15 protein-coding genes and 2 tRNA genes are annotated in these 20,491 nt (G+C 45.1%); 15 read left to right on the top strand and 2 right to left on the bottom strand.

Annotated elements, in window-relative coordinates; translation table 11 throughout:
- The first annotated feature begins 271 nt into the window (after nucleotides 1–271).
- The 5 genes from dnaK to bamJ all read left to right on the top strand — a co-directional run bounded on the left by dnaK (nucleotide 272) and on the right by bamJ (nucleotide 6,498).
- A complete protein-coding gene (gene dnaK, locus ACK8OT_RS12930; protein WP_410196932.1) occupies nucleotides 272–2,194 on the top strand; it encodes a molecular chaperone DnaK in 1,923 nt (640 codons plus the stop codon).
- A gap of 101 nt (nucleotides 2,195–2,295) precedes the next feature.
- On the top strand, nucleotides 2,296–3,426 hold the full coding sequence (gene dnaJ, locus ACK8OT_RS12925) for a molecular chaperone DnaJ (protein ID WP_410196931.1): 1,131 nt from the start codon (nucleotides 2,296–2,298) through the stop codon (nucleotides 3,424–3,426).
- Between the two features lie 364 nt (nucleotides 3,427–3,790).
- Nucleotides 3,791–4,699 carry an ROK family protein gene (locus ACK8OT_RS12920; protein WP_410196930.1) on the top strand — a complete coding sequence of 303 codons (909 nt, stop codon included), beginning with the start codon at nucleotides 3,791–3,793 and terminating at the stop codon, nucleotides 4,697–4,699.
- 266 nt (nucleotides 4,700–4,965) lie between these two features.
- A complete protein-coding gene (locus tag ACK8OT_RS12915) occupies nucleotides 4,966–5,709 on the top strand; it encodes a copper homeostasis protein CutC (protein ID WP_410196929.1) in 744 nt (247 codons plus the stop codon).
- Nucleotides 5,710–5,874: 165 nt separating this feature from the next.
- Nucleotides 5,875–6,498 (top strand): BamJ family beta-barrel-assembly machinery protein, encoded by a 624-nt coding sequence (gene bamJ / locus ACK8OT_RS12910; protein ID WP_410196928.1) that lies wholly within the window; start codon nucleotides 5,875–5,877, stop codon nucleotides 6,496–6,498.
- 125 nt (nucleotides 6,499–6,623) lie between these two features.
- Here bamJ and ACK8OT_RS12905 read toward each other — a convergent pair whose 3' ends face one another.
- Complete coding sequence (locus ACK8OT_RS12905; protein ID WP_410196927.1) at nucleotides 6,624–8,090, bottom strand: lytic polysaccharide monooxygenase; 1,467 nt, start codon at nucleotides 8,088–8,090, stop codon at nucleotides 6,624–6,626.
- Nucleotides 8,091–8,987: 897 nt separating this feature from the next.
- Here ACK8OT_RS12905 and carA point away from each other — a divergent pair.
- The 3 genes from carA (at nucleotide 8,988) to greA (ending at nucleotide 14,107) form a co-directional block, all read left to right on the top strand.
- Nucleotides 8,988–10,133, top strand: coding sequence for a glutamine-hydrolyzing carbamoyl-phosphate synthase small subunit (gene carA / locus ACK8OT_RS12900; protein WP_410196926.1), 1,146 nt, complete (start codon nucleotides 8,988–8,990; stop codon nucleotides 10,131–10,133).
- 20 nt (nucleotides 10,134–10,153) lie between these two features.
- A complete protein-coding gene (carB, locus tag ACK8OT_RS12895) occupies nucleotides 10,154–13,378 on the top strand; it encodes a carbamoyl-phosphate synthase large subunit (RefSeq protein ID WP_410196925.1) in 3,225 nt (1,074 codons plus the stop codon).
- Between the two features lie 252 nt (nucleotides 13,379–13,630).
- Complete coding sequence (gene greA, locus ACK8OT_RS12890; protein ID WP_410196924.1) at nucleotides 13,631–14,107, top strand: transcription elongation factor GreA; 477 nt, start codon at nucleotides 13,631–13,633, stop codon at nucleotides 14,105–14,107.
- Between the two features lie 74 nt (nucleotides 14,108–14,181).
- Here greA and yhbY read toward each other — a convergent pair whose 3' ends face one another.
- A complete protein-coding gene (gene yhbY / locus ACK8OT_RS12885; protein ID WP_410196923.1) occupies nucleotides 14,182–14,478 on the bottom strand; it encodes a ribosome assembly RNA-binding protein YhbY in 297 nt (98 codons plus the stop codon).
- Nucleotides 14,479–14,566: 88 nt separating this feature from the next.
- On the opposite strand from yhbY, the gene rlmE reads away from it, so the two are divergent.
- From rlmE to ACK8OT_RS12850, 7 genes are all read left to right on the top strand, one after another.
- A complete protein-coding gene (rlmE, locus tag ACK8OT_RS12880) occupies nucleotides 14,567–15,196 on the top strand; it encodes a 23S rRNA (uridine(2552)-2'-O)-methyltransferase RlmE (protein ID WP_410196922.1) in 630 nt (209 codons plus the stop codon).
- 51 nt (nucleotides 15,197–15,247) lie between these two features.
- Nucleotides 15,248–17,275: an ATP-dependent zinc metalloprotease FtsH gene (gene ftsH, locus ACK8OT_RS12875; protein WP_410196921.1), complete on the top strand. Its 2,028-nt coding sequence runs from the start codon at nucleotides 15,248–15,250 to the stop codon at nucleotides 17,273–17,275.
- 85 nt (nucleotides 17,276–17,360) lie between these two features.
- On the top strand, nucleotides 17,361–18,191 hold the full coding sequence (gene folP / locus ACK8OT_RS12870) for a dihydropteroate synthase (protein WP_410196920.1): 831 nt from the start codon (nucleotides 17,361–17,363) through the stop codon (nucleotides 18,189–18,191).
- A 158-nt stretch (nucleotides 18,192–18,349) separates the two neighbouring features.
- Nucleotides 18,350–19,684 carry a phosphoglucosamine mutase gene (gene glmM, locus ACK8OT_RS12865; RefSeq protein WP_410196919.1) on the top strand — a complete coding sequence of 445 codons (1,335 nt, stop codon included), beginning with the start codon at nucleotides 18,350–18,352 and terminating at the stop codon, nucleotides 19,682–19,684.
- A 188-nt stretch (nucleotides 19,685–19,872) separates the two neighbouring features.
- Nucleotides 19,873–20,220: a preprotein translocase subunit SecG gene (secG, locus tag ACK8OT_RS12860; protein WP_410196918.1), complete on the top strand. Its 348-nt coding sequence runs from the start codon at nucleotides 19,873–19,875 to the stop codon at nucleotides 20,218–20,220.
- Nucleotides 20,221–20,227: 7 nt separating this feature from the next.
- Nucleotides 20,228–20,314, top strand: a tRNA-Leu gene (locus tag ACK8OT_RS12855).
- A gap of 74 nt (nucleotides 20,315–20,388) precedes the next feature.
- A tRNA-Met gene (locus tag ACK8OT_RS12850) sits at nucleotides 20,389–20,465 on the top strand.
- The last annotated feature ends 26 nt before the right edge of the window (nucleotides 20,466–20,491 follow it).

The following is a 20,491-nucleotide window of genomic DNA, read 5'->3' as shown; positions in this document are numbered from 1 at the left end:
CTTTTTTGCATTAAGGCCAAACTAAAGTCGCTAATGCAATCTTTTCTCATTTGCAAGCTTAACGGCCCTAGTTTGCGAGTCAGTTAGCTAAAAATCCCTGTCAAAACGGTTATTCCTGCATTTTTTTCGGATTTATTTTCAATTTTTTTTGTTTTTCCCCTTGAAGCCTTTTTTCACAACCCCATATAAGAAGCATAGACGGAGCAACCACGAGCAAATGCGCGCTGGCTGCCACCACAGTTAACATAGATAAAGAATTGGAGATTGCCTGATGGGTAAAATTATTGGTATTGACTTAGGTACAACAAACTCTTGTGTTGCTATCCTAGATGGTGACACTGCAAAAATTATTGAGAACGCTGAAGGTCACCGTACCACTCCGTCCATCATTGCTTATGCCGAAGACGGTGAAACATTAGTTGGCCAACCAGCTAAGCGTCAAGCGGTAACTAACCCAGAAAATACCCTGTTCGCGATCAAGCGTCTAATCGGTCGTCGTTTTGAAGATGAAGAAGTACAGCGTGATATCAAGATCATGCCTTACCAAATCATCAAGTCTGACAACGGTGATGCTTGGGTTGCTGCGCGTGATAAGAAAATGGCTCCGCCACAAGTTTCTGCTGAAGTTCTTAAGAAAATGAAGAAAACAGCAGAAGATTACCTAGGCGAGAAAGTAACTGAAGCGGTAATCACAGTACCTGCTTACTTCAACGACTCACAACGTCAAGCAACCAAAGATGCGGGTCGTATCGCAGGTCTAGACGTTAAGCGTATCATCAACGAGCCAACAGCGGCGGCATTTGCTTACGGTGTTAACTCGACTAAAGGCGACAGTGTTGTTGCGGTATATGACTTAGGTGGTGGTACATTCGATATCTCTATCATCGAAATCGACGAAGTAGATGGCGAGAAAACATTTGAAGTACTAGCGACCAATGGTGACACTCACTTAGGTGGTGAAGATTTCGATAACCGCGTAATCAACTACCTAGTATCTGAGTTCAAAAAAGAGCAAGGTTTTGATTTAACATCTGACCCACTAGCAATGCAGCGTCTAAAAGAAGGTGCAGAGAAAGCGAAAATCGAACTTTCTTCAGCACAACAAACTGACGTTAACTTGCCATACATCACCGCTGATGCAACGGGTCCTAAGCACCTTAACATCAAGCTAACGCGCTCGAAACTAGAGTCGCTAGTTGAAGACATGGTAGAAGCAACACTTGAGCCGCTACGTATTGCGCTTAAAGATGCAGACCTATCTGTTAGCGAAATTAACGACGTTATCCTAGTGGGTGGTCAAACACGTATGCCACTAGTACAGAAGAAAGTATCTGAGTTCTTCGGTAAAGAAGCGCGTAAAGACGTTAACCCAGATGAAGCGGTTGCTATGGGTGCTGCTATCCAAGGTGGCGTATTATCAGGTGACAAGACTGACGTACTACTACTAGACGTTACTCCGCTATCACTAGGTATTGAAACCATGGGTGGCGTAATGACTAAAGTAGTTGAGAAAAACACCACGATCCCAACCAAAGGCTCGCAAGTGTTCTCAACGGCAGACGACAACCAAGGTGCGGTAACTGTACACGTACTACAAGGTGAGCGTAAGCGTGCTGGTGATAACAAATCACTGGGTCAATTTAACCTAGAGGGTATTCGCCCAGCACCACGTGGTGTACCGCAAATCGAAGTAACATTCGACCTAGATGCGGACGGTATCTTACATGTATCTGCGAAAGATAAAGACACAGGTAAAGAGCAAAAGATCACCATCCAAGCAAGCTCTGGTTTGTCGGAAGATGAAATCAACAAGATGGTTGCTGAAGCGGAAGCCAACGCTGAATCAGATAAGAAGTTTGAAGAGCTAGTGCAAACGCGCAACCAAGCCGACGCTATGGTACACGCTACGCGTAAGCAAGTTGAAGAAGCAGGCGATGCACTGGGCGCTGACGATAAAGAAAAAATCGAAGCGGCTGTGAAAGAGCTTGAAGATGCGGCTCGTGGTGAAGATAAAGAAGCCATCGAAGCGAAAACTCAAGCGCTAATGGAAGCGTCACAAAAGCTAATGGAAATTGCTCAACAGAAAGCACAAGCTGAGCAAGCACAAGGTGGCGAGCAACCACAAGGTCAAGCGAAGCAAGACGACGATGTTGTTGATGCTGAGTTTGAAGAAGTAAAAGACGACAAGAAGTAATTAACCCTATAATGAGTTAATTATCGCGGGTGTTGGTTTACCTTTGGAGACCAACACCCGTATGTGTTTAAAGCGATGTATCAATGAAGTAATAGTGAATCATGTCAAAACGCGATTATTATGAAGTGCTTGGCCTAGACAAAGGGGCTGGTGAAAAGGACGTAAAAAAAGCCTACAAGCGTCTGGCGATGAAGTATCACCCTGACCGAACCAAAGGTGATAAAGAGTTAGAAGCTAAGTTTAAAGAGGTTAAAGAAGCCTACGAAGTACTTAGTGACGCCCAGAAAAAGGCGGCTTACGATCAATTTGGCCATGCTGGCGTGGATCCAAATCGCGGCGGCGGTGGTGGTCACCAAGATTTCGGTGATATTTTTGGTGATGTTTTTGGTGATATTTTCGGTGGCGGTGGTCGTCGCGGTGGCCCACAGCGCCCGCAACGCGGCTCTGACCTACGCTATAATATGGAACTTACCCTTGAAGAAGCGGTAAGAGGTATTTCCAAAGAGATTAAAATTCCTAGCTTAGTACACTGTGAGCAATGTAATGGCTCAGGTGCGAAAGCGGGCACTCAGGCAAGTACTTGTGGTACCTGTCATGGTCAAGGCCAAGTGCAAATGCGCCAAGGCTTTTTTGCCGTGCAACAAGCCTGTCCTACGTGTCGTGGTAAAGGTAAAATCATCAAAGACCCTTGTAGCAAGTGTCATGGTGAAGGTCGCTATGAGCGCACTAAAACCTTGTCGGTTAAGATCCCAGCTGGCGTTGATACCGGCGATCGTATTCGTTTGTCAGGCGAAGGTGAAGCGGGTGAAAACGGCGCGCCAGCAGGCGATTTATATGTGCAGGTGCATGTTAAAGAGCATGAGATTTTTGTTCGTGACGGCAGTAACTTGTACTGTGAAGTTCCGATAGGCTTTGTTGAAGCGGCATTAGGCGGCGAAATTGAAGTGCCTACCTTAGACGGTCGTGTAAAACTTAAAATTCCACCGGAAACACAAACGGGCAAGATGTTCCGTATGCGTGGTAAAGGTGTGAAGTCGGTACGTGGTGGTGCGGTAGGTGACTTACTTTGTAAAGCCTATGTTGAAACGCCGATCAAGCTATCCGACAAGCAAAAAGACTTATTATTGCAATTCAATGAGACGTTAAAAGGCTCACAAGGCAATAAACACAAGCCAAAAGAAGAAGGCTTTTTTGCTGGGGTGAAAAAGTTCTTTGATGATCTGACGAAATAGTTACGGATCACCCTAAAATGCCACATTATGTGGCATTTTTTTTGCGCTGCACTTTTTTTCATAGCTTGCTAAAATCACCGTGTTTTGTTGGTTTTTTTCAGATTTGGCTAATGTTGTATAAATAGTTTGCAAATTTGCGTAATTTGACAACAATTCTGACTTTTTCGACCTTAAATTGGCGTAAGTCACTTTTTTTTATCTTGAGATAAATACAATGGCTCTAATTTTGGTCATTGCTTTATCTAAACCCTTACGGCTAGCGCAGTAATGAGGCTGACTTATCGCCTCAACGATGGCGTCCATTTCGCCGGTTAATTTGGCAATAGCAATGCCAGTAGCATTATTTAAGAATCAGGAGCGATGTATGTTATACGGATTTGACTTAGGCGGAACTAAGATTGAGTTTTCAGTCTATGATCAACAATTAAACTTACTTTCAAATCAACGTGTGGCAACACCCGCAGATGATTATCAAGCGTTTTTGCAAATCTTTGCCGACATGGTTAAACAAGCGGACAAAGAATATGGCTGTCGTGGCATGGTGGGGATCGGTTTTCCTGGTGCAATCAATACCGATGACGATACGCTAATCTGTGCAAATTTACCGGGTATGAATGGCAAACCTTTACGCCAAGATTTAGAGAAGCTAATTGATCGCCGTGTTGCGGTGCAAAACGATGCCAACTGTTTCCTTATCTCTGAATGTTATGGCGGCGCGGCAGATGGTTGTAAAAACGTGTTAGGTGTCACCTTAGGCACCGGCGTAGGCGGTGCCTTGTTTGTTAATGGCGATGTGGTTAATGGCTTAAACTTCTTTGCTGGTGAAATTGGTCATTATTGTATTCCTGCCACAATGACTCAAAAATATCCTGATTTACCGCTCTTTATCAGTGGGTTAGGCCATGCAGGTTCATTTGAAACTTATGCTTCTGGTACGGGCCTTGGCAATATTTACAATCACTTTGCTGACCAACCGGCCAAGGGCCCTGAAATTCTAGAGCGTTACCGCAATGGTGATGAAGTTGCTTGTAAAGCAGTAGACATTTACCTTGAAGTGCTAGCGGCGGGCTTATCAACCTCAATTATGGTGCTTGATCCTGAGGCTATTGTATTTGGTGGCGGTTTGGCAGCATTTGAGGAAATCTATCCTGAATTAGAAAAACGTTTACCTGCAAAACTTATCCCGAATGTGAAATTACCTAAGTTGTGCCAAGCGAAATTTGGCGGGGCAGGTGGCGTTCGCGGTGCGGCGCTTTTAAATTACCGTAAGTAAACGAGGTGGTCGAATTGGCCTTGCGCCATTCGGCTCAGTTTTCGTTTAATAACCAGAATTGAGGTTTAATAGCTGGGCAAAAATTCGTCGCAGGCCATTATCGATTGATTGGGTATAAATTAATTTTGTTTTATGTAACTGAATTTTTGCGACAGCGCACAGGTAAAATTAACCTGTTAGGCTAAGCTGGAGCAACCGATACGGAAAGTCGACCTTTAACAGGAGCCATTGGGCTCCTTTTCTTTTTCTTTTGATATGGTTGAACGATGAAAGTAGAAGTGTGTGTTGATAATTTTGAGTCGTTGCAAATTGCCGAGCGTGCTGGAGCTGATCGTATTGAGCTCTGTGGTGCGCTGGCCTTAGGGGGAATCACTCCCAATGCAGGCTTTATTGAACAGGCAGTAAAATATGCCTCTATTCCTATTTATGTGATGATACGCCCTCGCAATGGTGACTTTTACTACAGCGAATATGAGGTGGAAATCATGCTTAAAGACATTTACCACGCTCGTGTAGCGGGGGCACAAGGCGTGGTTTTTGGCGTGTTAGACAAGCAAGCCAATATTGATCGCCAAGTGCTAAAAGCCTTGATGCAAGAAGCGGGACAACTGGGCGTGACTTTCCATCGCGCTATCGATTTGGCCAGTGATTATCAGGCTGCTCTGGAAACTATTATTGAAGCGGGGTGCGAGCGAGTGCTTACCTCGGGCCAAGCTGCCAATGCGTTAGCTGGGGCCAGTGTTATCCAGCGTATGGTAAAGCAAGCGGGCGACCGTTTGTCGATTATGCCAGGGGCAGGTGTTAATCATCAAAATGTGGTTGATATCGTGCGCCAAACGGGGGCGAGCGAGATACATCTTTCTGGTAAAACAACACGCCCTAGCCATATGATTTTAAATTCAAATGCGGCGACTATGGGCGATATGGATGATTTTGCTTTGTCTATTACGGGGGCTGAAAATATTCAAGCGCTGCGACAAGCGTTAGGTCGTGCTGACTATAAGTGCTAACTATCAGTTTTAATCAATTAGTCTTGATTATGAGTTTTAGCCATTAGTCTTGACGACTCGTCTTAGCATTTGGATTCAGTTAGCCTGCCAGGTCTTGGCTGTGCCGCTCGAAATAAGGTGAGGGATTTGGTAGGATACCTTTTTTAAGTCAATCTGGAACAGATAATGTCAGACAACAAATTCGCTTCAACTGAAGCAAAAGTAAGCTACGGTGTAGGTCGTCAATTAGGTGAACAACTTGCAGCTAATCCATTTGATGGTTTAGTTATTACAGCGGTTCAAGAAGGTTTAGCAGATGCGTTTGCTGGCCAAGCAAGTCAAGTTGAAGAGTCAGAACTTCACCAAGCTTTCCAAGTGATCGCTGCACAAATTCAAGCTAAACAAGCTGAGCAAGCTAAAGTGTTAGCCGCTGAAGGCGAAGCGTTCCTTGCTGAAAATGCGAAGCGTGAAGGTGTTGTAGTGACTGCATCAGGTCTACAGTACGAAATCATCACTCAAGGTGAAGGTGAAAAACCAACGGCTGACTCAACAGTACGTACTCATTACCACGGTGAATTAACCGACGGTACTGTATTTGACAGTTCGGTACAACGCGGTGAGCCAGCTGAATTCCCAGTAGGCGGCGTGATTGCAGGTTGGACTGAAGCACTACAACTTATGCCTGTTGGCTCTAAGTACAAGTTATACATTCCGCATAACCTAGCATACGGTGAGCGTGGCGCAGGTAATGCCATCGCACCTTTCTCTGCTCTTGTATTTGAAGTAGAGCTACTTGATATCGTTGCTTAATGGATCTGGTTGAATAATAAAGGCCTAGCTTTGCTAGGCTTTTTTTTGCGCAAAATTTAGTGTGCGGCACAAAAAAGCCCTGCATTGCAGGGCTTGTAATTGCTACGTTTAGTTAGCTTAACGCATTATAGCTTTTTCCAAACGCCCCATTGGCCGCCTTTACCTGGCTCATCACCACGGGTCCACCATTTAGCTTCGTATGTTGCGCCTTGGTGTGATACACGCTTACCACCGGTATAAACCGTGTTGGCATCCCAAGCAGGGATACCTGGAGCTGGCGTTGGCTCAGCTGTCGGTACTGGTGTTGGCTCAGCAGTTGGCACTGGTGTTGGCTCAGCAGTCGGCACTGGTGTTGGCTCAGCAGTTGGCACTGGTGTTGGCTCAGCAGTTGGTACTGGTGTTGGCTCAGCAGTTGGCACTGGTGTTGGCTCAGCTGTTGGTACTGGCGTAGGCTCAGCTGTTGGAGCTGGAGTCGGTTCAACACCTGCAACTTCTTCCCATGGACCCCATTGTGCTGTTCCTGGCTCTTCACCTTTGTTCCACCATTTAGCACGCCAGTTTTTACCTTTGTGGCCGACGATGCTGCCTTTTTCATAGGCAAGTTGAGCTTCCCATGAATTCGCTGTTGGCTCACCGCCTTTACGCTTGTCGATTTTGAACGACAGGTTACGGCCTTCAATAATGTAGATGCTGTTCTTCGCAGCACCCATTACTGGCTCAATATTACCATTTGCGTCAGCAACACCGACTTTAGCAAGCTGTGATTGGGTGTTGATAGCAACGGCTAGATCATAAGCCCATTGATCAGCAGCGGTATTGGCTGCAGTGATATCAACACGAATGGTTTCGGCGTCACTGTAATTCTCGTCAAACAGACGGAATAACACATAATCGCCAGCTTCAAGGTTGGTATTTGCGGTTAGGTGACCTTTGTTTTGCCAACCTTGGATCGGTTGTACAAAGTCAACGTCGATACAGGTGTAAAACGCTTCAGGGCTATCTGCACGTTGCCATACATTATAGATAACGTGTTTACCTTCGCGATCAGGCAGTGGACAAGTCATCTTGTAACGTTTGTTTGGCTCAAGTGGCACTTCACCACCCAGACGACAAAACTCTTCTAAATCGCTCCATTTTAATGGCTCAAGCGGGTTGTAGCCGGGTTTGGTGACATAAAAGATCCAATCTTTAGTACGATGAGGAGCAGGCTCACCATTAAAGATAAATTCGTAATTACCGTTTTCATCGGCATATATAGGTGTTGCGGTCCAATCGTCACGGACTAAATCAAGACCGTCGTAGTAGCTGTTACCGCCACTACAAAGTTTACCGTCAGGTACAACCGCTAAGTGATCACTATTCGCGCCACCTTGAGCAACGCCGCTCCAATCATAAAAAGTCGACTTTCCGCTGACTTTGGAAGCAGCTAAACAGGCTTCATCTTGCAGGTTTTCAATGTCACCTTGAGCACAGTTATAAACGCGGCTAAGTGGTTTTTCCATACTACCGTGAGCAAATACGGTGGCGGGTGAAAGCATTGCGCCAGCGGCAGCAATGATAGATGCGCTTAGCATCCCTTTGTTAAATTTCATAACTATATCCTTTAGTTACGGTAAATTGAGAAAGTGATTTATATAAATACCATCAGACTGGGTGGCTAGCCACAGCCTCGACTTGTCATGCATTAACGAGCCGAATCAGTATTTTCGATACTAATGCCATGGTTGTAAATAGTTTGTTTCATTTATGTTTGTTTTTTGCGCGCTAGCTCTAACTGAAAAGTTTGCAAGGAAAGTTAATAAATTTGTGAACTCTGGTCCTTGCTGGTTTTCATGCCGATTATTTTTGGGTATGATGCGCGCTCAAAATTGATCTAGATCAAAGTTAATTCAGGGAGAGCAGTAATGAGCAATCATGATTTTAAAGAAGTGTATAACGTAAAATATTTTATCGGCTTTATTCTGGCGCTAGGTATTCCAACTTTACCTATGTCATTAACTTTGATTGAACTGTTTTCTTAATGATCAAGTGACCATGCTTGAGATAAAGGCGCATTACGCGCCTTTTTTATTGTCTGCGATATTTGCTAGGCACGATCAACTTGAGTAAGTTGTGAAAAATAGGGGTTTCAGCGAATTAATGACCTCTAAGCTTAATAAATCATACTTTTGTAAAAGTGCTCACCGTATAGCTTTGCATAAAAATTCACTAAATTAGAATTTAAATTCGTTAAAAAATTGCTTGTTGTGAGTGCAAAGTAGTCAATTGATTGGCCTTAGTCCCATATTTTTGCTGTTATTTAGATTATTTGTCTGCAAATCAGCTATCATTTAGCATTGTGTAAATAAGCTTAAATTTCAATAGCCATCAGAGCCATAAGTCTGTAAAATGCGCGCAATTTGCCAAATTTTGTCAATAGCAATCAAGTTCACTAAAAATGCTTTTTTGTTAATTGAATAAGTTTTTGTTTTTATTGTTTTTTTGTTTTTATGGAGGTCATCTTGAGTAATTCCGCCATACTGGTCCTAGAAGATGGGACAGTATTTAAGGGCGTGTCTATCGGCGCCGAAGGTAGCTCAGTGGGTGAGGTTGTGTTTAATACTTCGATGACGGGCTATCAAGAAATCCTGACAGATCCTTCTTACGCTCGCCAAATCGTCACTCTGACTTACCCTCACATTGGTAACACCGGTACTAATGATGAAGATGAAGAATCCTCTCAAATCCATGCCTGTGGCTTAGTGATCCGAGATTTACCTCTACTTGCTAGCAACTTCCGCAACCAAGCCAGCTTAAGTGAATACTTAAAGCAGCGTGGTGTTGTCGGTATTGCTGATATTGATACTCGTAAGCTGACTCGTATCTTACGTGAAAAAGGGGCGCAAGCAGGTTGTATTGTTGCGGGCGAGAATCTAGATGAAGCCGCTGCACTGGCTCAAGCTAAAGCGTTTCCTGGCCTTAAAGGTATGGATTTAGCGAAAGAAGTCACTTGCGATGCTGTGCATGAATGGAAACAAGGTAGCTGGACCTTAACTGGTGGTTTACCTGCTGATGCAACAGACAGCCGTTTTCATGTTGTTGCTTATGATTTTGGTGCCAAAGCAAATATTTTGCGTATGTTGGTAGATCGCGGTTGTCGTTTAACTGTGGTTCCTGCTAAAACGCCAGCAAAAGATGTGCTTGCCCTTAATCCCGATGGTATCTTTTTATCAAATGGCCCTGGCGACCCAGAGCCTTGTACTTATGCTATTGAAGCCATCAAAGAAATTTTGACCACCGAGATCCCAGTATTTGGTATCTGTCTTGGTCATCAGCTGCTGGCGTTAGCCAGTGGTGCAAAAACAATAAAAATGAAGTTCGGTCACCATGGTGCTAACCACCCGGTAAAAGACCAAGATCGTAACGTGGTCATGATCACCAGCCAAAACCACGGTTTCGCGGTTGATGAGAACACCTTACCAGATAACTTACGTGCTACTCACAACTCGTTGTTTGATGGTTCATTACAAGGTATTCATCGCACAGATAAGCCTGCATTTAGCTTCCAAGGTCACCCTGAAGCTAGCCCGGGTCCGCATGATGCAGCACCGTTGTTTGATCATTTCATTGAACTAATTGAAAAATATAAAGCGTAACTGAAAAGGTAAAGAGTCAGATGCCAAAACGTACTGATATAAAAAGTATACTAATTATAGGTGCCGGTCCTATCGTGATCGGCCAGGCTTGTGAGTTCGACTATTCAGGTGCGCAAGCGTGTAAAGCATTACGCGAAGAAGGCTACCGTGTCATCTTAGTTAACTCCAACCCTGCTACTATCATGACCGATCCAGAAATGGCTGATGCAACTTACATCGAGCCGATTCACTGGGAAGTGGTTGCCAAGATCATTGAAAAAGAACGTCCTGATGCGATTTTGCCTACCATGGGTGGCCAAACTGCATTGAACTGTGCCCTTGAGCTAGAAAGCAAAGGCGTACTTAAGCAGTTCAACGTTGAAATGATTGGTGCAACTGCGGATGCGATTGATAAAGCGGAAGACCGTAGCCGCTTTGACAAGGCAATGAAGAGCATTGGCCTAGAGTGTCCACGTGCGGGTATTGCGCACAGCATGGAAGAGGCTTACGCGGTATTAGACCAAGTTGGTTTCCCTTGTATCATTCGTCCATCTTTCACCATGGGTGGCACCGGTGGCGGTATTGCATACAACAAAGAAGAATTTGAAGATATCTGTTCAAATGGTTTAGAGCTATCGCCGACTCATGAACTTCTTATCGATGAATCGCTTATCGGTTGGAAAGAGTATGAGATGGAAGTGGTTCGCGATAAAAACGATAACTGTATTATCGTGTGTTCTATCGAAAACTTTGACCCTATGGGTATCCACACGGGTGACTCAATCACGGTAGCGCCAGCACAGACGCTAACCGATAAAGAATACCAGTTGATGCGTAACGCATCGATCGCGGTACTACGCGAAATCGGTGTTGAAACAGGTGGTTCAAACGTACAGTTTGGTATTAACCCTGATGATGGCCGTATGGTCATCATTGAAATGAACCCTCGTGTATCACGTTCATCTGCGCTTGCTTCTAAAGCAACGGGTTTCCCGATTGCAAAAATCGCCGCGAAATTGGCGGTTGGCTTCACTTTAGATGAGCTACAAAACGATATCACAGGTGGCGCAACTCCTGCATCATTTGAACCCGCAATCGATTACGTTGTAACTAAGATCCCACGCTTTAACTTTGAAAAGTTTGCCGGTGCCAATGACCGTCTAACGACTCAAATGAAGTCGGTAGGTGAGGTTATGGCGATTGGTCGTAACCAGCAAGAGTCAATGCAAAAAGCACTGCGCGGTCTAGAAGTCGGCGCAACGGGCTTTGATCCTGTGGTTGACCCACAAGATCCAGAAGCGTTAGCAAAAGTAAAACATGAACTTCAAGATGCCGGTGCCGAGCGCATTTGGTACATAGGTGATGCTTTCCGTTTAGGCATGACCATGGAAGAAATCTTTGAACTAACTAAGATTGACCTTTGGTTCTTGGTTCAAATCGAAGACCTAATTAAAGAAGAGCAACGTCTAGCTGAAGACGGTTTCTCGGCGTTAGATGCAGCGCGTTTATACGCACTTAAACGTAAAGGTTTTGCTGATGCTCGACTAGCTAAATTGTTAGATGTGTCTGAGTCTGAAATCCGCAAATTACGGGATAAGTTTGATATTCACCCTGTTTACAAGCGCGTTGATACTTGTGCGGCTGAATTCTCAACCAGCACAGCTTACATGTACTCAACGTATGATGAAGAGTGTGAAGCGAACCCAACTGATAACGAAAAAATTATGGTTATCGGTGGTGGTCCAAACCGTATCGGTCAAGGTATTGAATTTGACTACTGTTGTGTTCACGCTGCTCTCGCTGCTCGTGAAGACGGTTTTGAAACTATCATGGTTAACTGCAACCCTGAAACGGTTTCTACCGACTACGACACATCAGACCGTTTATACTTTGAATCTATCACCTTAGAAGATGTACTTGAAATTGTACGTATCGAAAAACCTAAGGGTGTGATTGTTCAATACGGTGGTCAAACACCACTTAAACTTGCTCGCGCATTAGAAGCTGCAGGTGTGCCTATTATTGGTACTTCTCCGGATGCGATTGACCGCGCCGAAGACCGTGAGCGCTTCCAAAAAGCGGTTGAGCGTTTAGGCCTAAAGCAGCCTGAAAATGCTACAGTAACCACAGTTGAAGCAGCGGTTGCTTGCGCTGAAAAAATTACCTATCCATTGGTTGTTCGTCCATCGTATGTATTGGGCGGTCGTGCAATGGAAATCGTCTACGATGAGCAAGATTTACGTCGTTACTTCAATGAAGCTGTGTCGGTTTCAAATGAATCGCCAGTACTGCTTGACCGTTTCCTTGATGATGCGGTTGAGGTTGATGTTGATGCAATTTGTGATGGTGAGAACTTCGTTATCGGTGGCATCATGGAGCACATTGAGCAAGCCGGTGTTCACTCTGGTGACTCAGCATGTTCATTGCCGCCATACTCGCTAAGTCCTGAAATTCAAGATGTTATGCGCGAACAAGCGCGTAAACTTGCATTTGAGTTAGGCGTAGTTGGCTTGATGAACATTCAGTTCGCGGTTAAAGACAACGAAGTTTACCTGATTGAGGTTAACCCACGTGCTGCGCGTACCGTGCCATTTGTGTCTAAAGCTACGGGTGTACCGCTAGCGAAAGTGGCAGCGCGAGTGATGGCTGGTCAAAGCTTAGCTGAGCAAGGATTTACCGAGGAAGTGATCCCACCTTACTACTCAGTAAAAGAAGTGGTATTGCCATTTAACAAATTCCCAGGTGTTGACCCTATCTTGGGCCCAGAAATGCGCTCAACCGGTGAGGTGATGGGTGTAGGTGATACCTTTGCTGAAGCTTATGCTAAGGCTGAGCTAGGCTCGATTAAGGACGTACCTAAGTCAGGTCGTGCGTTGTTGTCAGTTCGTAACTCGGACAAGAAGAAAGTAGCTAAGCTAGCTGCGGAGCTGATTGCTTTGGGTTATGACATAGATGCAACCCATGGTACGGCGGTTGTACTTGGCGAAGCGGGTATTAATCCACGTCTAGTTAATAAGGTATCGGAAGGTCGTCCACACATTCTTGACCGCATCAAGAACGGTGAATACACCTATATCGTAAACACCACTGAAGGTCGTCAAGCAATTGAAGACTCTAAGCAACTGCGTCGTGCGGCTCTGCGTGAAAAAGTAAACTACACCACGACATTAAGCGGTGCGTTTGCAACTTGTCACGGCCACACAGCTGACAGCCGTGCTAAAGTGACTTCAGTGCAAGAGCTACATCAGCGGGTACTTGCTAAGTAAGCTAGCTTGCTTTGCTAACCCCACGAAGGCCGTGTTAACACGGCCTTTTTTTATGCCTAAAAAAGTTGCCGCGTGGTCGTGTTTCATATTGCAATCAGTGGGTTTTCAGTACCACAAAGTGTTTGCTTCATCCCCTTTTTTATTTCCTTCGGGTGCAACTTAATGTGTTTCATATTACAATGCGCCGATTGATGCCCTGCACCTATACGTTGCGGGTAGTTCCATTTCTAAAATTTAACAGGTTGTGAATTTATGAACCAATTTCCTATGACTGCGCGCGGTGCAGAGCTACTTCGTGAAGAATTGGAGCACTTAAAAACGGTAAAACGTCCAGCAATTATTGAAGCCATTGCGGAAGCGCGTGAACACGGTGATTTAAAAGAGAACGCTGAATATCATGCTGCACGTGAAGAGCAAGGTTTCTGTGAAGGTCGAATTCAAGAAATTGAAGCCAAACTATCTAATGCGCAAATCATCGATGTGACTAAAATCGCCAATCACGGCAAGGTCATTTTCGGCTCGACGGTTACCATGCTAAATACAGAAACCGATGCCGAGGTAACTTATCGTATCGTAGGTGATGATGAAGCCGATATTAAGAAGAACCAAATTTCGATTAATTCCCCTATTGCTCGTGGCCTAATTGGCAAGGTAGTGGACGATATAGCGCTGATCCGTACACCCGGTGGTGAGGTTGAATTCGAGATATTAGAAGTCGAATACGTTTAATCTAACCATTGAGTAGACATTAAAAAAGGAGCTTACGCTCCTTTTTTTGTGCTTGGATGGCCGTGATGTAGCGGCTATTTTTTTGGCAAACTAATTTTTTTGTCTTCGGTCGGTCTAAATAGCACTAAGGTATGGCCTATGGTGGTCACTTCGGCGGCTTTTACTTCGCGCACGATGGCATCGATAATCAAGCGCTTGGTGTCACGATCTTCGGTAGCTACTTTTACCTTGATCAGTTCATGAATATTTAGGCTATTGTCAATTTCTGCAATCACACCTTCTGTCAATCCGTTTTGACCGAGCAGAACAACAGGTTTTAGCGAATGGGCCAAACCTTTAAGATATTGTTTTTGTTTTTTTGTTAAATTCATGGATATTTCTTTTAAATAAGGGTTGAATTGTTCTTATTGTACCCTCATCTTTGTGCTAATACTAATAACTGCTCAATGAGGATGAACAATGGCGAAGAGCACTAAGTCAGCCAGTTCAAAACGATGGCTCGATGAGCACGTCAATGATCATTATGTGCAACAAGCTAACCGTTTGGGCCTTCGTTCCAGAGCCGTGTTTAAGCTAGACGAAATCAACCAAAAAGACAAAATCATTAAACCGGGCATGAGCGTGGTGGATTTAGGTGCGGCTCCGGGGAGTTGGTCGCATCGTTGTGTTGAGCTAGTAGGTGATAAAGGTCAAGTGATTGCTTGTGACATTTTGCCTATGGATGCCATTGCCGGTGTTGATTTTTTACAAGGTGATTTTCGCGAAGAAGCGGTTCTTAACGCGCTTTTAGAGCGGATAGGCGATACTAAAGTTGATGTGGTTTTGTCGGATATGGCGCCCAATATGAGTGGCACAAATCAGGTTGATCAGCCAAGAGCGATGTATTTGGTTGAGCTAGCTTTAGATATGTGTCACCAAGTTTTGGCCAAAAATGGCAGTTTCGTCGTAAAGGTATTTATGGGCGAAGGGTATGATGATTTCATCAAATCCGTTCGCACAGCATTTAATGTTGTAAAAACAAGAAAACCAGATTCATCTCGGGCACGGTCGCGAGAGGTCTATATTGTGGCTACTGGTTACAAACTGTAGTAACCTTGGTATGTATTTAATTGTTAAAGAAGAGGTAGCACCTTGAGCGATATGGCTAAAAACCTAATCTTGTGGTTAGTGATCGCCGTTGTATTGATGTCGGTGTTCCAGAGCTTTAGCCCCAGCGATGCGGGCGGTAAGCAAATGGACTACACCACCTTCGTAAAAGAAGTGAGTCAGGGACAGATTCAAGAAGTCCGGATCAATGGTCAAGAAATTAATGGTCTTAAGTCAAACCGTGATCGTTTTGTGACTTACATGCCGACGCGTGATCCAGATTTGTTAAACGATCTAATTAACAACAATGTAAAAGTGTTGGGTGAGCCGCCAGAAGAGCCAAGCTTGCTAACGTCCATCTTTATCTCTTGGTTCCCAATGCTGCTATTGATCGGTGTTTGGGTATTCTTCATGCGCCAAATGCAAGGCGGTGGCGGTAAAGGGGCAATGTCTTTTGGTAAAAGTAAAGCCCGTTTGATGGGTGAAGACCAAATTAAGACAACCTTTGCTGACGTTGCCGGCTGTGATGAAGCAAAAGAAGATGTTGCCGAGCTAGTTGACTACCTAAAAGATCCATCTCGCTTCCAAAAGTTGGGCGGTAAAATCCCAACGGGTGTGTTAATGGTGGGGCCTCCTGGTACAGGTAAAACGTTATTAGCTAAGGCCATCGCTGGCGAAGCTAAAGTTCCGTTTTTCACGATTTCAGGCTCTGACTTTGTTGAGATGTTTGTTGGTGTGGGTGCTTCTCGTGTCCGTGACATGTTTGAACAAGCCAAAAAATCAGCTCCTTGTATTATCTTTATCGACGAAATTGATGCCGTTGGCCGTCAACGTGGTGCCGGTCTTGGTGGTGGTCACGATGAGCGTGAGCAAACACTAAACCAAATGCTGGTTGAAATGGACGGCTTTGAAGGTAACGAAGGTATTATCGTTATCGCTGCGACTAACCGTCCTGATGTATTAGACCCAGCATTACTGCGTCCAGGTCGTTTTGACCGTCAAGTAGTAGTTGGATTACCCGATGTACGTGGTCGTGAGCAAATCCTGAAGGTTCACATGCGTAAAGTACCGCTAGAAGGTGATGTCAACGCTGCGGTAATCGCACGTGGTACGCCAGGCTTCTCGGGTGCCGATTTAGCAAACTTAGTTAACGAGGCAGCCCTATTTGCTGCGCGTGGCAACCGTCGCACTGTGTCGATGGAAGAGTTTGAAAAAGCCAAAGACAAGATCATGATGGGCGCTGAGCGTAAGTCTATGGTCATGACGGAAGAAGATAAAGAATCGACAGCTTACCATGAAGCGGGCCACGCCATTGTTGGCCGTATGGTGCCAGAGCATGATCCTGTTTATAAGGTCAGTATTATTCCACGTGGTCGCGCTTTAGGTGTCACCATGTACTTACCTGAGCAAGATCGTGTTAGCTACAACAAACAACATCTTGAAAGCATGATTTCTAGCTTGTACGGTGGTCGTCTAGCAGAGGAAATCATCTATGGTGTGGACAAAGTATCTACCGGTGCTTCAAATGACATCGAACGTGCCACTGACTTAGCTCGTAAAATGGTGACGCAATGGGGTCTATCTGAAAAAATGGGTCCATTGTTATACGCTGAAGAAGAAGGCGAAGTGTTCCTTGGTCGCACCGCGGCGAAAGTGAAACACATGTCCGATGAAACCGCGCGTTTAATCGACCAAGAAATCCGTTTGTTAATCGACCGAAATTACGACCGTGCTCGTCAAATTTTGGAAGATAACATGGATATCTTACACGCCATGAAAGATGCATTAATGAAGTATGAAACGATTGATGCTAAGCAAATTGATGATCTAATGGCAAGACGCCCAGTTCGTCAACCTGCTGATTGGGCTGAAGATACTAAAAGCGGTGTGGTGAAAGATGAGTCTGTGGACTCAAGCAAACCAGAGTCGACTAGCAGTGAAGAGCCAAAGGCTGCAACCGAGTCGGATTCAACCGAGTCAGATTCAACCGAGTCTAAGGCTGAAACCAGTGCTGAGCAAAATCGTTCGGACGAGGTGAAACTAAAAGACCGCAATGACAACGACAAGTCATCCTTGTTGTAATCAAGGTTTTAACTGAATGAAAAAGCCCGAGGAAACTCGGGTTTTTTGTTTTTACAGCTAATGTAAGCAACACAGAGGTCATGCCATGCAACTGATAAGTGGCAATAAAAAATTGGATTTGACTCATCCGCAGGTGATGGGGATTTTGAATGTGACGCCCGATTCGTTTTCCGATGGCGGGCGCTTTCAGGTGATAGATGCAGCCGTCGAGCAAGCCGAGATAATGGTTAAGCAAGGGGCGAGCATTATTGATATTGGCGGGGAATCAACCCGCCCAGGTGCAGAGCCGGTGGGGTTAGAGCAAGAATTAAGCCGCACGATTCCAGTGATAGAAAAAATTAGCCAAAATCTTGATGTTTGGATTTCAATCGATACCAGTAAAGCCGCTGTGATGCGTGAGGCTGTGGCAGCAGGTGCAAACTTGATCAATGATGTTTGTGCCCTGCAGCAAGAGGGGGCGCTCGCCGCGGCGGCCGCTGCAAACGTACCGGTTTGTTTAATGCATATGCAAGGAGCGCCGCGCTCAATGCAAACGGCGCCGAGCTATCAAGATGTTGTTACCGACATCATGGCCTTCTTTGAACAGCGTATAGCTGCCTGTACCTATGCGGGGATCTCATCTGGTCAAATAATCTTAGATCCCGGTTTTGGGTTTGGTAAATCTTTAGACCATAATTATCAATTATTACAGCGGTTAAGCGAGTTCAAAGCACTGGATTTTCCGCTCTTAACGGGATTGTCAAGGAAGTCGATGTTTGGTGATTGGTTGGGACGCAGTGTCGATCAGCGTCTCGCTGCTAGCCTTGCTGGAGCGCTATTATGCGCGCAACAAGGCGCCAAGATCATTCGAGTGCATGATGTTGAACAAACTTCAGATGTGCTCAAGGTTTTACAAAAAACCATTGAGAGCGAATAACAGGTGCTAAACACTTAGTTAAATTTACCTGCAATACTAAGCTGTGACCTGTTACATTTTACGTCCCTTGAAGGTAAACCAGCAGCGGTGCAGGCTGTTAGTTTATCTCGAGGATAAACACTTACTACACACTCAAATTAAGTTGGGGTCAGACAACAATGACAAGAAAATATTTTGGCACTGACGGAATTCGAGGCAAGGTTGGCGAATATCCGATTACGCCAGATTTTGCTTTGAAACTTGGTTGGGCAGCAGGAAAAGTGCTGGCTAAGCAAGGTACCAGGACGGTACTAATAGGTAAAGACACGCGCATTTCAGGCTACATGTTGGAGTCGGCACTCGAAGCAGGTTTATCTGCCGCGGGCTTAAGCGCTTCTTTGTTAGGGCCTATGCCGACACCTGCGGTGGCCTATTTAACGCGAACCTTCCGCGCGGAAGCGGGGATAGTGATAAGCGCTTCCCATAACCCTTTTTATGATAACGGCATTAAGTTCTTTTCGGCAGATGGCACTAAGTTGGCAGATGAAATTGAGCTGGCAATCGAAGCTGAACTTGAAAAGCCTATCACTTGCGTCGATTCCGCTTTGCTGGGTAAGGCTAAGCGCATCAATGATGCAGCTGGGCGCTATATCGAATTTTGTAAGAGTACCTTTCCTACAAAATACAATTTACGTGGATTAAAGATCGTGGTCGACTGTGCGCATGGCGCAACGTATCACATTGCACCGAACGTATTGCGTGAATTGGGAGCCGAGGTTATCGAGATTGGGTGTCAACCCGATGGTTTAAACATTAACAAACATGTCGGTGCCACCGATACGCGAGCGCTAGCGGCTAAGGTTGTTGAAACCCAGGCGGATTTAGGTATTGCCTATGATGGCGATGGCGATCGTGTGATGATGGTGGATCATACCGGCTATGTTGTCGATGGTGATGAGATTTTATATATCGTGGCGCGAGATGAGCTGCGCCATGGCCGCTTAAAAGGCGGCGTGGTTGGCACTAAAATGTCCAATGTCGGCCTTGAAATAGCGTTTCAAACACTGGGAATTCCATTTATTCGTGCCGATGTCGGCGATCGTTATGTCATGGAAAAGATGCTTCAAAAACAATGGCGTCTAGGCGGTGAAAATTCGGGGCATATTATCTTTGCTGACCATGTATCAACTGGCGATGGCATAGTCGCATCGTTGCAAGTGCTGGCGGCTATGTGTAGCCATCAACTGAGTTTGCATGATACGCGTAAGGGATTACAAATGTTTCCGCAGGTTTTACTCAATGTTAAATTTACGGGTTCGGGTAATCCTCTGGCCAATGAAAAAGTGCAAGCTGAAGTCGAGCGAGTGGAAGCTGAATTAGGTGAACGAGGCCGAGTGCTGTTACGTAAATCGGGTACCGAGCCTTTAATTCGCGTGATGGTAGAAGGTGAGCACGAAGACACGATCAATCAATACGCCCAAGCCATTGCTGAGCAAGTTGTTCAGGCTTGTTAGCTAGATTTTTCAGCAGTTATCTCTAAACCTTATTTAATAGCGCTGCTTATTTAAGCAGTCGCTATTTTTGTCAGGATTTCTCGCATTAAACCCTTGTCATTTTGACTTAGGTTAGTTACTATCAGCGCCGCTTCTGATGAGGGGTTTTCCTTCATTAACAAATAAAAAGCAATTAATAGGTATGGAAAATGTTTGAGATATTACTGGTTATATATCTTTTAGTGTCTTTAGCCTTGGTTGGATTAGTACTAATTCAACACGGTAAAGGTGCGGATATGGGTGCCTCTTTTGGTTCTGGTGCTTCTCAGACGGTTTTCGGTGCCTCTGGCTCAGGTAACTTTTTAACGCGTTCAACGGCGATCCTTGCAACTGCGTTTTTTGTTTTAAGCTTAGTCTTAGGCAATTTATCTACAGGCCAAACTAAGGAAAGTGACGAGTGGAATGATCTTTCAGTTCCTGTTGCAGAAGAAGTAGTTAAACCTAACTCTGACGTACCAGCGGTTGAAAGTGATAACGCGAGCGACGTTCCTCAATAAAATATTTGCCGTGGTGGTGGAATTGGTAGACACGCCAGCTTGAGGGGCTGGTGTCCGTTAGGACGTGAGGGTTCAAGTCCCTCCCTCGGCACCAATATTACCCAATCAATTCGTTTCAATTGATTGCATAGTGTTGTTTACAGCGCTATAATCTCGCCAGTTTTCGGGCGCGGGGTGGAGCAGTCTGGTAGCTCGTCGGGCTCATAACCCGAAGGTCGTTGGTTCAAATCCGGCCCCCGCAACCAACTTTCATGACTCTCATCACGAGAGG

The organism is Motilimonas thetidivivens (assembly GCF_046452435.1).
Classification (GTDB): Bacteria; Pseudomonadota; Gammaproteobacteria; order Enterobacterales; family CBDFNC01; genus Motilimonas.
The sequence above is the reverse complement of the archived record's forward strand: the minus strand, read 5'-3'. Positions and strand labels throughout refer to the sequence as shown.

Bases quoted from the DNA above. Each gene is read 5' to 3' on its own strand.
- dnaK (WP_410196932.1), top strand. From the start codon at position 272: ATGGGTAAAATTATTGGTATTGACTTAGGTACAACAAACTCTTGTGTT.
- dnaJ (WP_410196931.1), top strand. From the start codon at position 2,296: ATGTCAAAACGCGATTATTATGAAGTGCTTGGCCTAGACAAAGGGGCT.
- ACK8OT_RS12920 (WP_410196930.1), top strand. From the start codon at position 3,791: ATGTTATACGGATTTGACTTAGGCGGAACTAAGATTGAGTTTTCAGTC.
- ACK8OT_RS12915 (WP_410196929.1), top strand. From the start codon at position 4,966: ATGAAAGTAGAAGTGTGTGTTGATAATTTTGAGTCGTTGCAAATTGCC.
- bamJ (WP_410196928.1), top strand. From the start codon at position 5,875: ATGTCAGACAACAAATTCGCTTCAACTGAAGCAAAAGTAAGCTACGGT.
- ACK8OT_RS12905 (WP_410196927.1), bottom strand. From the start codon at position 8,090: ATGAAATTTAACAAAGGGATGCTAAGCGCATCTATCATTGCTGCCGCT.
- carA (WP_410196926.1), top strand. From the start codon at position 8,988: ATGGAGGTCATCTTGAGTAATTCCGCCATACTGGTCCTAGAAGATGGG.
- carB (WP_410196925.1), top strand. From the start codon at position 10,154: ATGCCAAAACGTACTGATATAAAAAGTATACTAATTATAGGTGCCGGT.
- greA (WP_410196924.1), top strand. From the start codon at position 13,631: ATGAACCAATTTCCTATGACTGCGCGCGGTGCAGAGCTACTTCGTGAA.
- yhbY (WP_410196923.1), bottom strand. From the start codon at position 14,478: ATGAATTTAACAAAAAAACAAAAACAATATCTTAAAGGTTTGGCCCAT.
- rlmE (WP_410196922.1), top strand. From the start codon at position 14,567: ATGGCGAAGAGCACTAAGTCAGCCAGTTCAAAACGATGGCTCGATGAG.
- ftsH (WP_410196921.1), top strand. From the start codon at position 15,248: ATGGCTAAAAACCTAATCTTGTGGTTAGTGATCGCCGTTGTATTGATG.
- folP (WP_410196920.1), top strand. From the start codon at position 17,361: ATGCAACTGATAAGTGGCAATAAAAAATTGGATTTGACTCATCCGCAG.
- glmM (WP_410196919.1), top strand. From the start codon at position 18,350: ATGACAAGAAAATATTTTGGCACTGACGGAATTCGAGGCAAGGTTGGC.
- secG (WP_410196918.1), top strand. From the start codon at position 19,873: ATGTTTGAGATATTACTGGTTATATATCTTTTAGTGTCTTTAGCCTTG.